The following is a 14,700-nucleotide window of genomic DNA, read 5'->3' as shown; positions in this document are numbered from 1 at the left end:
CGCTTTTTCACAGAGCCTGTGGAAAACTCTGTGAAAACCCGGCGGACGCTTTTCTATAAGCCAGAGATAGCGCCCCGATGAACAAATTGATCATTTTTTAACCAACCATTCATTACCCACGGATGCCCGCGTGACACAACGCCCTGCTCAAGCTCCCACCCTGCCGCCACTGGCGGCATTGAGCGCCCCACAGCTCACTTGGAACGACACATCACCCCACTCGGACGCCTTCGACGACGTCTATTTTTCCCGTGAGGATGGCCGTGCCGAAACCGAGCACGTGTTTTTGGGAGCGAACCGGCTGCCAGAGCGCTTTGCGGCGTGGCAGGCATCGCGGGCGTTCGTGATCGGCGAAACGGGCTTTGGCACTGGCCTCAATATGCTCTGTGCGTGGGCCTGTTTCGAGCAGAACGCTCCAGCCGACGCGCGACTGCACCTGTTATCCACAGAAAAATTTCCGTTAAGCCGGGAAGCGTTGACGCGCGCGCTCAGCGCCTGGCCCTCGTTGGCGAGTTATTCACAGGTGCTATGTGCCCTCTGGCCTGACGCGGTCAGCGGTATTCACCGCTTACATTTAAGCGAGCGTGTCACCCTCGACCTTCACTTTGGCGACACCACCGAACGGCTCAACCTGCTGGACGGCCAAGTGGATGCCTGGTTTCTCGATGGCTTTGCACCGTCGAAAAACCCGGATATGTGGCAACCCGAATTGTTCGAGGCCATGGCCGCCCGGTCTCGCCCGGGGGCGACGTTTGCCACCTTTACTTGCGCGGGCATCGTCAAGCGCGGCCTGAAAGCGGCGGGCTTTCACTGGCAGAAAGTACCGGGGTTTGGCCGCAAGCGAGAGATGCTGGCTGGTGGCATTGAAACGCCCCCAACCGATGCGCGGCGCAGCGCAACGCCCTGGTTCATGTCCCCCAATCACCACGACGCGCACCATGTGGTGGTGATCGGCGCGGGCCTAGCGGGAAGCAGCGTGGCGGCGGCGTTGGCCAAGCGCGGCAAACGGGTGACGGTCATCGAGCGCGACGCACCAGGCGCAGGCGGCTCCGGCAACCGCCAGGGGGCGCTCTATGTGAAGCTGGCGGTAGATACCAACCTTCAGAGCCGGTTCTATTTAGCGGGGCTTCTGTATAGCCAGCGCCAGTTTGGTCAGCTGGCGGCGGCTCATCCACAGGAGCCGCCGCTTTGGCAGCCGTGCGGCGTCGTGCAGCTGGCGCTCAGCGATAAAGAGGCCTCGCGCCAACGCCGCTTCATGGCCCATCACCCGCTGCCCGCCTCCGTCGTGTCGGCACACACCGGCACCACACTCAGCGAGCTGGCGGGCGTGCCGGTCTCGGCCTCCCAGGGGCTCTACTACCCACAAGCGGGGTGGGCACGGCCAAAACGGCTTTGCGAGCAGTGGTTGCAACACCCCCGCATTACCGTGCAGCGGGGCGACGTCACCGGGCTGGCACAGACATCGGAACAGACACCGAGATGGCAGGTCGCGCTGGCCAACGGAGAGAGACTGCAGGCCGACCACGTGGTGATCGCCACGGCGTCGCTGGCCAATCGGTTTACCCAAACCGCCGAATTGCCGCTGCAGCAGGTTCGGGGCCAAGTCAGCGAGCTAACGCTGCCAGAAGGCACCCAGACGCCGGATAAAGTGGTGTGCGCGGGAGGCTACGTATCGCCGCCCGTCAAGAACGTACTGACCTTTGGTGCAAGCTTCGTTCCCAACGACGCGACGAGCCACGTCATCGACGAAGAGCACCAGCGCAATATCGACGAACTGCGCCAGGCGCTGCCAGCGTGGGTGGCCGCGCTTGAGGCCTCCGGCGTTTCATTACACCCAGAGTCGTTGGAAGGCCGGGCTGCGGTGCGGGCCGCCAGCCCCGATAAAACCCCATACGCGGGGCCGGTGCCCAACGCGGCGGCATGGCAGAGGGACTATGCCGTGCTGCGCAAGGATGCCTCGAAAGTGCCGTCCATCCCCGGTGAACACTACCCAGGGCTGTGGATATCCACCGCGCATGGCTCCCGAGGACTGGCCAGCGCGCCGCTATGTGCGGAAGTCATTGCATCGCGCCTTTGCGATGAGCCGCTACCCGTCGAGCAGCCGCTGGTGGACCATCTTCATCCGGGGCGGCGGCTGATCACCGCGCTGGTGCGGGCTCAGTAGTCGCCCTCCTCCTCGTCATCCGCTAACTCTCGCCCAAACGAGCGCCACTGGGCGAGAGTCATCACCTCAGTCATCTCGAGCTCTAAGTCGTGGGCAATGATCAGCTCGTGACGGTCAAGCTGCTGCTTGAGCTCGGCGACCCAGCCGCTCATGCCTTCGCCGGTATCGGTGGTGTCATACCCTTGGCGGGTGACGAAGGCTTCCAATAGCGCGGTGAGGGTGTCCGGCGGCAGCATGCGCGCCGGGACTTCGATGAAACGGCTCATTGACTCTGCTCCCAGGCGGCCAAGCGCTCGATGAACGTGGCTTCGTCGATCACCTCGACCCCCAGCTGTTCGGCTTTGGCGAGTTTGCTACCCGCTGCCTCACCCGCCACGAGGCAGGTCGTTTTCTTGGAGACACTGCCCGCCACTTTGGCGCCTAACGCTTGAAGCCGCGCTTTGCCTTCGTCGCGGGTCATGCTGTCCATCGTGCCGGTCAGCACCCAAGTCTGGCCCTCCAGCGGCGTGGGACCTTGCGTCACCTCGGCCTCTTGCCAGGTCACGCCCGCTTCGATCAACGCTTGCAGCGTCTCCAGGTTATGGGGCTGGCGGAAAAAGGTGTGGATATGCGCAGCCACCACGGGGCCCACGTCATTGACGGCCTCCAGCGCCGCCAGATCGGCCTCTTGTAACGCTTGCAGCGTACCGAAGTGGTTGGCCACATTGGCCGCCGTGGCCTCGCCCACCTCACGGATGCCCAGCGCGTAGATGAACCGCGCCAGCGTGGTCTGCTTGGCTTTTTCCAGTGCATTGACCAGGTTGGTGGCGGACTTTTCGCCCATGCGCGGCAGGCTCTTCAACGGATCGACGCCAAGGTGGAACAGATCGGCCGGGGTTTTCACCCACGCCTGATCCACCAGCTGTTCGATCAGCTTCTCACCCAGGCCGTCGATATCCAGCGCTTTACGGCTGGCGAAGTGTTTTAGCGCCTCTTTACGCTGGGCGGCGCAGTACAGCCCACCGGAGCAGCGCGCCACGGCTTCGCCTTCGATACGTTCGATATCCGAACCGCACACAGGGCAGTGATCTGGAAAAACGATCGCCCGGGCGTCCGCCGGGCGCTTCTCTTCATCCACGCGTACGACTTGAGGAATGACGTCGCCCGCGCGGCGAATCGCGACCGTGTCGCCAATCATCACGCCCAGGCGACTAATCTCATCGGCATTGTGCAGCGTGGCATTCGAGACCGTCACCCCGGCAACGGTGACCGGCTCCAACCGGGCGACCGGCGTAATGGCGCCGGTGCGTCCCACCTGAAACTCCACGTCGTTTAGGGTAGTGACCTCTTCCTGAGCGGGGAATTTGAACGCCACCGCCCAACGCGGCGCGCGGGCAACGAAGCCCAGCTCCCGCTGATGGCGCAGGTCGTCGACCTTGATCACCACGCCGTCGATGTCGTAGCCCAGCTGGTCGCGCTTAGCACCGAGCTGCTCGCAGTAGTCCGCGACGGCGTCGGGGCCTTGCAGGGTGGTGAGCTCTGTACTGGTGCGAAAACCCAAGGTGGATAAACGGGACATCAGCGCACTGTGGGTGGTGTCGCCCAAGTCGGGCTCCAAGCGGGCGGCTTGGTACGCGTGAAACTCCAACGGGCGGGTCGCCGTAATGCGCGGATCGAGCTGGCGCAGGCTACCGGCGGCGGCGTTACGCGGGTTGGCAAACACTTTACTGCCCTCCTCTCTGGCCCGCTCGTTGAGGGCTTCGAACCCGGCATGGCGCATGATCACTTCGCCGCGCACTTCCAGTAACTCAGGCACCTGCTGGCCCATGAGTTTGAGCGGTACCGAGCGCAGCGTGCGCAGGTTGGAGGTGATGCCCTCCCCGGTGCGGCCATCGCCCCGCGTCGCGCCGCTGACCAGTACGCCCTGCTCATACACCAGCGAGACCGCCGCACCATCCAACTTAGGTTCGCAGCTAAACGCGATCTCGCTGGCTTGGCACTCCAAACGCTCCGCAACGCGCTCGGCAAAGGCCGCGATGTCACCACGGCTAAAGGCGTTATCCAACGACAGCATGGGTATGGCGTGGGCGACTTCGGGGAAGCCATCTGCCGGGGCGGCACCGACTCGTTGAGTGGGCGAGTCGGGGGAGATCAGATCGGGGTGCTCGCTCTCTATCTGTTTCAAGCGCTGCAGTTTACGGTCATAGTCCGCATCGGTGAGCGTGGGTTCGTCCAGCACGTAATAACGGTGATTGGCATCATCGAGATCGGCGCGCAGCTGGCTGATCTCTTCCAACAGAGTGGGGTCAGGCTGACTCATTCAGAGATTCCGAAGACAGAGAAACGGGTATTCAGTAACAAAAACACCCGCCTTCCAGAAGAAGGCGGGTGTCAGCGTAGTGTGGCGGTTAACGCGCCTGCAGTTGGCGATGCAAACGGTGACGACGTTCGAATTCGTGCACCCGCTGACGGGCAAACTCGATGGTTTGTGCCGTCATCACGCTACGGTTTTCGTCTTTCAATTCACCGCCCATATGACGAACGACGACCATGGCGGTCTCGACCATCGCCTCGAAGGCGGCAGAGCTATCCACCGCGCCGGGTAGCGGCATTAGGAAGGTAATACCAGGAGTCACGAACTCATCCATCTCTTCGATGGGAAAGGTGCCGGGCTTGAGCACGTTAACCATCGAGAACTGCAGCTCGCTGTCCGGGCTTTCCGTTTCGAAACGGTGAAATACGCCCATGGTACGGCTATAGCGCAGCCCGCATGCCATGATGAGTTCGAGCAGCTTACCGCCATCGAACCCGTCCGGGTCACGGGAAAGAACGCTGATCACCACCATCTCGTCGGCATTGGCCAACGTCTCTTTGGCGTGCTCGCCGTTCACATCGTGACGTAGCGCTTTTTCCAAGGTGGGATGAGCGCGCACCACGTTATCTTGTGCAGCGTAAGTCGCTTCCAGCTCGTCATCGACGCCTTGGTAATGCTCATCGTAATGTCGTGCGCTGTGCTCGTACTCATCCCACACAGGCGCCGACTGTGGGGCCTCCTGTTGGGCGGCTGCTTCATAGGCAGCGGCCTCCCGGGCTTGAGCCTTCTCTTGTGCGATACGTGCTTTTTCCGCTTCAGCAGCCTGCTTGGCTTCGCGGCGCTGTTCGGCTTCTAGCGCTTTACGCTCGGCCTTCTGCTTGGCTAATGCTTCGGCGCGTTTGGCTTTCTCGGCCTTTTTGATCGCTCTCTCTTTACGGCGCTCGATGATGCGGCGTTTGAACGAGCGTCCAATACCTTCGAAATCGACCAAGCGGTACTCGTCGATTTCGTCGTCGTCCAGCTCACGGTCGCCAACGGTCTCATCACGCAGTTGCCGACGTTTGGGGGCATCAGCGGCGTGCTTGGCAAAAACGGCGTCCTCTGGCTCAGCGCGCAGTACCGGTTCAGGATCGGGAGTCGGTGTCGGCTCATCGTCCGCGGCTTCTTTCGCTGTGGGCGCTTCGGCCATCTTAGGCATGTCAGGCTGAGTGGCTGGCAGCTCATCGGCCGATGCCGTTACAGCGGGCTCTTCTTCGGCCGAAGCGCTCATGGCAGGTGCGCTGCTGGAGGCCTTGACGGGGTCAGGCGTTGCGGTTGCCTCAGGCGTTGGCTGAGTCGCCGCAGGCATTCGCTGGGTCGGCTCTGCATCGACAGCCACAGACGGTGCGGGTGCCGTTACCTCTGCGTCGTCTTTGGCAAACACACTCGGCTCGCGACGGAGCTCTGGTTTCACTTCTTGAGCTGCCGCGTGCCGTTCGGCAGGCCCGGGGGCAGCAGGCTCGGGACGAGACGTGGTTTTACTAGAGGGTTTACTGAACGAACGACGGAAATCCGACAGCACTTTGGAAGGGCCAGGGTGCTCTTGGCGTTTGAGTTTGGGCTTTTGTCCCAGCCCGCTATAGTCGGCGGGTTTGACGACCCGAGCACCGCCGTTGGGCAGCTCCCAATTGATCTCGGCTTCTTTCGCCTCGTCGTCTAACTCTTCCAACTTCGCGGTAGGCAAATCTTTTACCGCTTGGTCTAGCCGGGGCACACGACGCTGACGCTGGAGCCTACGCACGCCGTCAACAACGATCAGCGAAACCAGAGCCAGTCCTAGAATGATTAACCACTCTCTTAATTCCATGTCGAGCATTCCATGGGTCATCTAACCGGTTACTAAGCGCAGTGCTTACACTACGCCAGAATATGGGAACCTTCTTATAAAACGATATTTAGCACCAAGCATAGCGCGGTTACTACGAAAAGAGCCAACTTTTGCTGATTTTCACACGTTTGCGCCGCTATGAGCGTTTTTTAGGCGAATTTTTCGACCTTATCAACCAGCAAAAGTGCCCAGCGCGTTATTTCATCTCTTTAAACAGTGTTTGAACACACCCTGCAAGGGGAAGCCACTACCTGCTTCAATCACTCTATTTAAACGTTATGCTAGTGAATGTTATTCACTATCGCTAGTTTCTTATTAATCCTTTGCGCTTTCGACGGCAGGCTGGGCAGACTTAACGTAACAGTAACGCTTCCATGCGGGCGCCTACTCCCACCTCGAGCCGCCCAGGCTCATTGTCAGCAACCTACTGTTATTAAAAGACTTAATGCTCAACGACCTGATTGACGCTAGGTATTATCACACGCTCACCAGCAGCGCTCGGCACATGACACGAGCAAATAAGGAAACTCTTGGGAAGCCGCGCCCAATATCGTCTCGAACCATGCCCCTACTCGACCAGTTCTGCCGCTTCATCGATCCCCACGGACACCAGCCGTGAGACACCTGGCTCTTGCATGGTGACCCCCATCAGGCGCTCGGCGGCTTCCATGGCGATCTTGTTATGAGTGATGTAGATGAACTGCACGCTTTCCGACATCTCTTTAACGAGCTTGGCGTAGCGGCCCACGTTGGCGTCATCCAGTGGCGCATCGACTTCGTCCAGCATACAAAACGGGGCTGGATTGAGCTGGAAGATGGCAAACACCAGCGACAGCGCGGTCAGTGCTTTCTCGCCCCCTGACAGCAAGTGTATGGTGCTGTTCTTCTTGCCCGGCGGGCGAGCCATGATGGCCACGCCGGTTTCCAATAAATCGTCACCGGTGAGCGTCAACCACGCCGCCCCACCGCCAAATACGCGAGGAAAGAGGGTTTGCAACCCTTTGTTCACCTGATCGAACGTTTCCCGGAAACGCACGCGGGTTTCTTGGTCGATCCGTTTGATCGCCCGCTCCAGCGTGTCGAGCGCTTCGGAAAGCTCAGCATGCTGGGCTTCGAGGTAATTACGCCGCTCGGCCTGCTGGTCGTACTCCTCGATCGCGGCGAGGTTGATCGCCCCCAGTCGGCGGATCTTTTCCGAGGTGCTCTCCAAGCGCTCTTGCCACGCTGGCTCACTGGCATCGCTGGGCAGCGTAGCGGCGAGCGCGTCGGCATCGTGCCCCAGTTCCGCTAACTGCTCGTCTTGGGTGGCGGCTTTGAGCGCCAGCGCCTGCACCTCCATACGGCGCTGCTGTAGCTGTTCGCGGCTCTGCTCCAAATTGCGCTCGTGCTGCTGGCGGGCTAGTTCGTCGTTGCGCAGCTGCTCGGCCAAGGTTTGAGCCTGCTGGCGCGTCTCGTTGAGCCGCCGCTCCTGCTGTTCGCGCTGGTGCAGCAGCTCTTCGAGCTCTTCGGTTGCCAGCTCATCGGGCTCGACCAGCATTTCGCGAGACTCTTCCAACTCGGCAATACGCAGCGAGAGGCGCTCTTCGGTATCGCTTGAACGGGCTTGCTGAGCGCGCAGGCTTTCACGCTCGGCTTTTAAGCGCTCGCGCTCCAGTGCCAACGCCTGCTGACGCGCCTTGAGCGGGGCATGCTGCTGGTTGAGCTGCTCACGTTGCTCACGCTGACGTTGGCGCTGCTCGGCGCTGGTTTCTCGCGCTTGCGCGGCTTCCTCCAACTGCTCCATGGCCGTGTGCCAACGGGCGCGCTGCTCTTCTAAAGTAAGCGTTAACTCCGCCTCGTCCTCTTGCAGTTGCGATAACTCGTCGTTCAGCTCCGTCGCGCGGCTGGATAAATGCTCCAGGCGCTGGGCAAGCCGCTGCTCCTGCACCGCTAGCTGTTGGCGGGTAGCGGCATGGTCGCGCTCCTGCTCCGCCTGCTGCTCACGGGTCAGTTCCAACGTGTCGATCGTTTCACTAGCGACATCGCACTGCTCATCTAGCAAGACCAGCGCGGCTTCTGCTCGTTCGCGCTCGGTGGACAGCTCCTCGAAGCGACGACGAGTGACCAGTAGCGCATCGACGCCTTCGCCATTGGATTGCTGATGCAGCCAGCCACGCCCGCGCCATACGCCGTCTTGGCTGACCACACTCTCACCGGGAGCAAGCGTAGGCAGCAACGCTTCGGCCGCGTCAGCAGTACCGACGTAGTGAATACTCGCCAACCACTCCGTCAGCGCGCCCGCGCCTTTCACCAAATCGCTGAGGCGATGGCCTGCGCCCGCCGTGGCTGTGGAAGGCGGTGCTTGATCGATCAAGCACCACGCCGTCGCCAGCGCTTCGGGCAGCGCGTTTAGCTGATGAGCGGCTACCAGGCGGGCGTTGAGCCAGGGGGCGAGCAACCAGGAAATGACCCGTTCCCAGCCTTGGCTAACCGCGATGGCTTCACCCAAGCGGGGCGCATCGGCGAGGCCATGAGCGGCCAGCGTGTCGCTTAGCTGGGGGTCGTGATCGGCTAAGGCGGCATCCATTAGTGCCTGCAGTGAGGCGAGTTCGCCCTGCTGCTGGCTTAATGCAGCGCGCTGCGCATCGCGCTCGGCCACGGCGTGCTGATAGGCGCGTTTGGCATCGCTATAGCGCTGCTGCCACTGCTCACGCTCCACTTGGAAGGCGTCGGCACGTTGGTCGGCTTCTTCCAGGCGGGCTTGGTATTCGGCGTGCTCGTTTTGTAGCGCGGTCATATCGGCCAGCTCGTCGCGCTGCTGGCGGCGGCGTTGTCCCTCGGCCTGCAAACGGGCAATGCGCTGCTCTAAATCGCGCAGTTGATCTTGGCTACGGTCGGCGTCACGGCTGGCTTCGCGCCAACGGTTTTCGGCATCGGCCCACTGCTGTTCAGCGGCCTCTAACGCAGGCGTTGCGTCGGCCAGGGTTTGCTCGAGCATCTCGAGCTGCTCTTCCAGCGCTTCGTGCTCGGGCAGCAACTCTTCAAAGCGCTCGTCGATCACCGCGAGCCGCTCTTGGTCGCCCTCGCTGACCTGACGCTGCTCGTCGAGATCCCTACGGGCGGTGGCAATGTCGTTGGCCAGCTGTGCTTCGCGGCTGCGGCGGTGGGCTTGATCCTGCTCTAAGCGGGCAATGCGCGTGGTGGTTTCATAAAACTGCAGCTGGTGGCGGTCCAGCACGTCGGCCAGCTCATCATGCTGCTCGCGGGCTTGCTCCAGGCGGGTTTCGCACTGACGAACGCCAAACACGTCTTTCTCGACGGCAATTTCCAGCTCGCGCACGCGGCTCTCTTGGTGAGACTGCTCGGCCCGCAGGGTACGGCCGCGCAGCAGCGCCAGCTCGCCTTTCAAGCGATACTCCTGCTGCTTGAGTTCTTGGTAACGCTTGGCGGCTTCCGCTTGGCGCTTGAGACGTTCGAGCTGCTTGTCCAGCTCTTCGCGAATATCGTCCAGGCGCTCCAGGTTCTCTTGAGTACGTCGCATGCGGTTTTCGGTTTCCCGACGACGCTCTTTGTACTTGGAGATCCCCGCGGCTTCTTCGAGGGTGGCACGCAGGTCGTCCGGTCGCGCTTCGATCAACCGCGAGATCATCCCCTGGCCGATGATGGCGTAGGAGCGCGGACCCAGACCAGTGCCCATGAACAGGTCGGCGATATCCCGGCGACGACACTTCTGGCCGTTGAAGAAGTAGTTGGACTGGCCATCCCGGGTGACTAGGCGCTTGACGGCAATTTCAGCGTACTGGGCGTACAAACCGCCCATACCGCCCTCACGGTTATCGAACTTCAACTCGATGGACGCCTGTCCGACCGGCTTGCGCCCGGTAGAACCATTGAAAATGACGTCGGCCATCGACTCGCCACGCAGGGTTTTGGCAGAGGACTCCCCCATCACCCAGCGTACGGCGTCAATGATATTGGATTTACCACAGCCGTTGGGCCCAACGATGGCCGTCATGTTGCCATCGAAGGGCACGGTGACCGGATCGACAAAGGACTTGAACCCAACGAGACGTATAGAGGTTAAGCGCATTGCGACCCTTAGCAGCGGTAGCTTACGTGGTGGTTATTCAAAAACACGGTTGATAACGACATTGGCGGTATCGTCTTCGCGAATGGGGCCGACGCTGACGCTCTCCACGTCGCCAAACAGATCCCCAGGCTGCGGCGTGGCCTGCCCAGATTCCGAGACACGCACCACCAGGCGCGCTTCACGCACCTGGGAGATTTGCGCTTGCGGCGACATGGCAGCGGCGTCGTCCAGCACCACGGTCATCGGCAGCTCAGAGACCCGAGCGCGGGTCACCGCCAGCGGCGGCAGCTCGCCGTCGATGTCCCGCGCGGTAATGAACACCGTCGCATCGTCGCTGACACGGTCTGCCAGCGCCTCATCCAACGAGACGCTCACCCGCACGCCTTGGCCCTGAGTGGCGGCAGGTGACTCCGGTGCAACGCCCATGCGCCCTTGGGCCACACGGATACCATCACGTAGGGAAGCAGCCGTCTCTGGGTCTGAAATATTGGCAACGGCACGGCGCCAACGGTCGATGGCCGTTTCATAATCACCATTATCGAAGGCGTGAATGCCCAGAAGCCCCAACACGGTCGGCTGACGGGGGTCTAATTCAAGCGTTTCATCGACCAGCGCCTGTACCTCGGGCGTTAACTCCCGCTCGGCCATGAAGAAGCGGAGCTGCGCCAACTGAGCGAGCAGCGGCGGAATGCGCCCTTCGATGGCGATCAAGCGCTCCAGCGCATCGACCGCTTTGTCAGGCTGACCGGTATCCCGGTAGAGTGGAAACAGCGAACTCCACACGTTGGGATTGTGGGGCTGGCGCTCCGCTTCGGCTTCCATCCTCTCCAGGAACATCATCAGCGAGCCTTCCGGATCGTTTCTGACCTCCTGCTGGATAGCGTACAGCGTCAGGTCACCTTCCGCGCCGTTTTGCTGGTACCAAAACGTGCTCGCCCCGACCACGGCCACCATGACCAGCGGCACCACCAGCCGTCCAGCGCTCGCAGCTTTCAGCGGCCGCTTGGCCTGAGTGGCGGTGTCTTCCAGCAGGCTGCGCTCTAGCTCTAGGCGATCTTCATTAAAACGAGCGTCGTCGATGTCGCCACGCTCGCGTGCCGCTTCCAGGGACGCCATGCGCCGCTGGAAAATCGCCACGTTCTGCTCAGCAGACGTATCGTTGGCTTCAAAGTGATCTAGCTGGTCGCGCAGAACGCGGGCACCGCGCATGGGGGCAATCAGCAGCCATAGCGCAGGCAATAACAGTAGTGCAATCGCTATCCAGAGCGGTGTCATGAAGACCTCTCGCGGTTGATCAGAGCATCCAAGCGGGCGCGCTCTTCGGCGCTCAACGCTTTCGCAGACGCATTCCGTCGAGCACGCACCATCAGTACGACCACGAGCGTGCCGAGGACGAACAGACCGATGGGCAGCCCCCACAGCAGGTAGGTGCGGTTTTCCAGGCGCGGGTTGTAGAGGATGTACTCCCCAAAACGCTGCACCATGTGATTGATGATTTCGATATCGGACTGACCATCTTGAAGCAGCTGATAGACCCGCTCGCGCATGTCACCGGAGATCGGCGCATCCGAGTCGTCGATGGCCTGATTTTCACACAGCGGGCAGCGCATCGAAGACGTCAGATCGCGATAGCGCTGCTCCATGACCGGATCATCGAATTCGCGAATCTCGATGCCGGCCGCCACGACACTACTCGACAGTACCAGCAACATCACGGCGAACACCCAACGCATTAACGCCATTTTTCTACCTCCGGCAGGATGCGCTCACGAACGTCTTCAGGTGACACGTAGCCTTTATGGTGGTATCGGATCACGCCTGCGGCATCCACCAAAAACGTCTCAGGCGCGCCATAAACACCGAGGTCGAAACCCAGGCTGCCCTCGGGGTCGAACACGTTGACCTCGAACGGGTCACCGAACTCGCTCAAAAACTCTAGCCCCTTTTCACGGGTGTCCCGGTAGTTGATGCCCACCATACGAATGCCGTGATCGGCGAGCTCTAAAAGCTGGGGCATCTCCTGCTTACATGCAGGGCACCACTCACCCCAGACATTGACCAGCGTGACCTCCCCCATCATCAGCGTTTGATCCACTTGGCGATCAGCATCGCGTAGCGTGGTGGCTTCGAATACGGGAAACTCACGTGCCATCAGCGCAGAGTCACGCTGCGACGGATCGCGCCCCAACCCTTGGTACAGAAACAGCGCGATACCGAGAAAGCCAATCGGCAGGAGTAAAAGCAGCAGGCGTCGTGTCATACCATAGCCTCCTGAGACGACGAACGATCCGTCCGGGCGGGAGCTGTCTGGCGACTCGCGGCACGACGATAGCGTTTATCCACAACGGCTAGAACGCCGCCAAAGGCCATGAGGAGGCCACCCAGCCACAGCCAGCGCACGAACGGTTTGTACTGGACGCGCATGGCGTAGCTGCCATCGCCCAAGTCTTCGCCCATGGCGACATAGAGGTCGCGGAACAAACCAGGGCGCAGCGCAACTTGGGTCATGGGCATGCCGGTGGCGAGGTAAAGGCGCTTCTCGGGGCGCATCACGAAGCTGCGTCCCTCGTCCCCGCGCTGTACCTGAATGATCGAAGTATCGGCCAGGAAGTTGGGGCCACGACGGTTGGTGAGTTCCGTCATGGTGAACTGATAGCCCGCCACTTCCACGGTGGTGCCCGGCGACATGCGCACGTTGCGTTCGATGTTGTAGTTCGAGACCACGGCAACGCCTAGAATGGTCACCGCGATGCCCACGTGGCCCAGCACCATGCCCCAGTAAGAGAGCGAAAGCTTACGCAACCCCGCCAACATCGAGCTGGCGTGACGGGTCTTGTCGAAGAGGTCGCGCACCATGGGCAGCACGATCCATAGCGCCGACACGATTCCCAATGACACCCACAAATTCCATTCGCCGCCATAGATCAACGGCAGGATAATGCCTAACACGAGAGCCACAGCGGCGGCTAATCCCAGCTTACGCCATAGCTCACGGCCACTCATGCTTTTCCAGCGCGCCACTGGACCCAGCCCCATGAAGACACACATCACCACGGTGAGTGGTACGAATAGTGCATTGAAGTAAGGGGGACCTACGCTGATTTTACCCAGCCCCAAAGAGTCCAGAATCAGCGGGTATACGGTGCCCAGCAGCACCGTGACGGTCATGATGACCAGCAGGATGTTGTTGATCAGCAGCAGGGAGTCCCGCGAAAGCCAGTTGAACCCCACTTTATGGCTCACCCGCGGGGCGCGTAGGGCAAACACCAGCAGCGATAGCGTGACGGTGATCGCCAGCAGCATCAGGATGAAGAAGCCACGCGAGGGATCGTTGGCAAAGGCGTGAACCGACGTCAGTACCCCCGAGCGCACCAGGAAGGTGCCCATCAGCGATAGCGAGAACGTCGAGATCGCCAACAACACCGTCCAACTCTTGAACGAGCCGCGCTTTTCGGTCACCGCCAGCGAGTGCACCAGTGCCGTGCCGGTAAGCCAAGGCAGCAGCGAGGCGTTCTCTACTGGATCCCAGAACCACCAGCCGCCCCAACCCAGTTCGTAATAGGCCCACCAGCTACCTAGCGCGATCCCGACCGTCAAAAATGCCCAGGCCACGTTGGTCCAGGGCCGTGCCCAGCGGGTCCAGGCAGCGTCCAGGCGCCCGCCCAACAGCGCAGCGATGGCGAAGGCAAACACTACCGAGAAACCTACGTAACCCATATAGAGCATCGGCGGGTGCACGATCAGGCCAAAGTCCTGTAGCAGCGGATTCAAGTCGGCGCCATCTTGCGGCATGTTCGGCAGCAAGCGCTCGAAGGGGTTGGAGGTCATCAAAATGAAGAGCAAGAAGCCCACACACACCATGCCCATAATGCCCTGCACCCTGGCCACCATGTCGCGGGGCAAGTCGCCCGAGAAGACCGATGCCGCGAATCCCCAACCCGCCAGCATCAAGCTCCATAGCAGCACCGAGCCTTCATGGTTACCCCACACGGCGCTGAATTTGTAGTACCAGGGCAGCAGGGAGTTGGAGTTGTTAGCGACATTAGCCACGCTGAAATCGTCCAGCATGTAGCTGGCGGTCAAGCAGAGGTAGGCAATGGTTACAAACAGGAATTGGCCGATGGCCATGGGACGACCATAGGCCATCCACAGCGGGCGACGCGTGGCAGCCCCGGCAAGCGGCATCACCGCCTGAACCACCGCCATGAGTAGCGCGATGACCAGGGCAAAGTGGCCGATTTCAGGAATGATCTTAATCAACATGGGTGCTCCGAATTAGCATCAGGCTTTATCGCACAGCGTGCGTG

General features: G+C 61.0%; 9 protein-coding genes. 1 reads left to right on the top strand and 8 read right to left on the bottom strand.

Annotated elements, in window-relative coordinates; translation table 11 throughout:
* Positions 1 to 130 precede the first annotated feature (130 nt).
* Entirely contained in the window at positions 131 to 2,164 is a 2,034-nt protein-coding gene (gene mnmC, locus MHM85_RS02760) for a bifunctional tRNA (5-methylaminomethyl-2-thiouridine)(34)-methyltransferase MnmD/FAD-dependent 5-carboxymethylaminomethyl-2-thiouridine(34) oxidoreductase MnmC (protein WP_219862968.1), read from the top strand.
* Here the strand turns inward: mnmC and MHM85_RS02755 are convergent.
* From MHM85_RS02755 to MHM85_RS02720, 8 genes are all read right to left on the bottom strand, one after another.
* Entirely contained in the window at positions 2,158 to 2,430 is a 273-nt protein-coding gene (locus MHM85_RS02755) for a YheU family protein (protein ID WP_139525159.1), read from the bottom strand. The genes mnmC and MHM85_RS02755 overlap by 7 nt on opposite strands.
* On the bottom strand, positions 2,427 to 4,463 hold the full coding sequence (gene ligA, locus MHM85_RS02750; RefSeq protein ID WP_219862966.1) for an NAD-dependent DNA ligase LigA: 2,037 nt from the start codon (positions 4,461 to 4,463) through the stop codon (positions 2,427 to 2,429). The genes MHM85_RS02755 and ligA overlap by 4 nt, the downstream gene beginning before the upstream one ends.
* Positions 4,464 to 4,551: 88 nt before the next feature.
* Positions 4,552 to 6,303 carry a cell division protein ZipA gene (zipA, locus tag MHM85_RS02745; RefSeq protein WP_219862964.1) on the bottom strand — a complete coding sequence of 584 codons (1,752 nt, stop codon included), beginning with the start codon at positions 6,301 to 6,303 and terminating at the stop codon, positions 4,552 to 4,554.
* A 589-nt stretch (positions 6,304 to 6,892) separates the two neighbouring features.
* Positions 6,893 to 10,393 (bottom strand): chromosome segregation protein SMC, encoded by a 3,501-nt coding sequence (gene smc / locus MHM85_RS02740; RefSeq protein ID WP_239284531.1) that lies wholly within the window; start codon positions 10,391 to 10,393, stop codon positions 6,893 to 6,895.
* A 33-nt stretch (positions 10,394 to 10,426) separates the two neighbouring features.
* Positions 10,427 to 11,668 (bottom strand): c-type cytochrome biogenesis protein CcmI, encoded by a 1,242-nt coding sequence (gene ccmI, locus MHM85_RS02735; RefSeq protein WP_139525155.1) that lies wholly within the window; start codon positions 11,666 to 11,668, stop codon positions 10,427 to 10,429.
* The gene (locus tag MHM85_RS02730; protein ID WP_139525154.1) at positions 11,665 to 12,135 is read right to left on the bottom strand and encodes a cytochrome c-type biogenesis protein; all 471 of its coding nucleotides are present in this window, start codon (positions 12,133 to 12,135) and stop codon (positions 11,665 to 11,667) included. The genes ccmI and MHM85_RS02730 overlap by 4 nt, the downstream gene beginning before the upstream one ends.
* Positions 12,126 to 12,653, bottom strand: a complete 528-nt coding sequence (locus MHM85_RS02725) for a DsbE family thiol:disulfide interchange protein (RefSeq protein ID WP_139525153.1) — start codon at positions 12,651 to 12,653, stop codon at positions 12,126 to 12,128. Before MHM85_RS02725 ends, MHM85_RS02730 begins: the two co-directional genes overlap by 10 nt.
* Positions 12,650 to 14,656 (bottom strand): heme lyase CcmF/NrfE family subunit, encoded by a 2,007-nt coding sequence (locus tag MHM85_RS02720; protein WP_139525152.1) that lies wholly within the window; start codon positions 14,654 to 14,656, stop codon positions 12,650 to 12,652. The genes MHM85_RS02725 and MHM85_RS02720 overlap by 4 nt, the downstream gene beginning before the upstream one ends.
* Positions 14,657 to 14,700 lie beyond the last annotated feature (44 nt).

The organism is Halomonas sp. McD50-4, from assembly GCF_022348135.1.
Lineage (GTDB): Bacteria > Pseudomonadota > Gammaproteobacteria > Pseudomonadales > Halomonadaceae > Vreelandella > Vreelandella piezotolerans.
The sequence above is the reverse complement of the archived record's forward strand: the minus strand, read 5'-3'. Positions and strand labels throughout refer to the sequence as shown.

Bases quoted from the DNA above. Each gene is read 5' to 3' on its own strand.
- MHM85_RS02755 (WP_139525159.1), bottom strand. From the start codon at position 2,430: ATGAGCCGTTTCATCGAAGTCCCGGCGCGCATGCTGCCGCCGGACACC.
- ligA (WP_219862966.1), bottom strand. From the start codon at position 4,463: ATGAGTCAGCCTGACCCCACTCTGTTGGAAGAGATCAGCCAGCTGCGC.
- zipA (WP_219862964.1), bottom strand. From the start codon at position 6,303: ATGGAATTAAGAGAGTGGTTAATCATTCTAGGACTGGCTCTGGTTTCG.
- smc (WP_239284531.1), bottom strand. From the start codon at position 10,393: ATGCGCTTAACCTCTATACGTCTCGTTGGGTTCAAGTCCTTTGTCGAT.
- ccmI (WP_139525155.1), bottom strand. From the start codon at position 11,668: ATGACACCGCTCTGGATAGCGATTGCACTACTGTTATTGCCTGCGCTA.
- MHM85_RS02730 (WP_139525154.1), bottom strand. From the start codon at position 12,135: ATGGCGTTAATGCGTTGGGTGTTCGCCGTGATGTTGCTGGTACTGTCG.
- MHM85_RS02725 (WP_139525153.1), bottom strand. From the start codon at position 12,653: ATGACACGACGCCTGCTGCTTTTACTCCTGCCGATTGGCTTTCTCGGT.
- MHM85_RS02720 (WP_139525152.1), bottom strand. From the start codon at position 14,656: ATGTTGATTAAGATCATTCCTGAAATCGGCCACTTTGCCCTGGTCATC.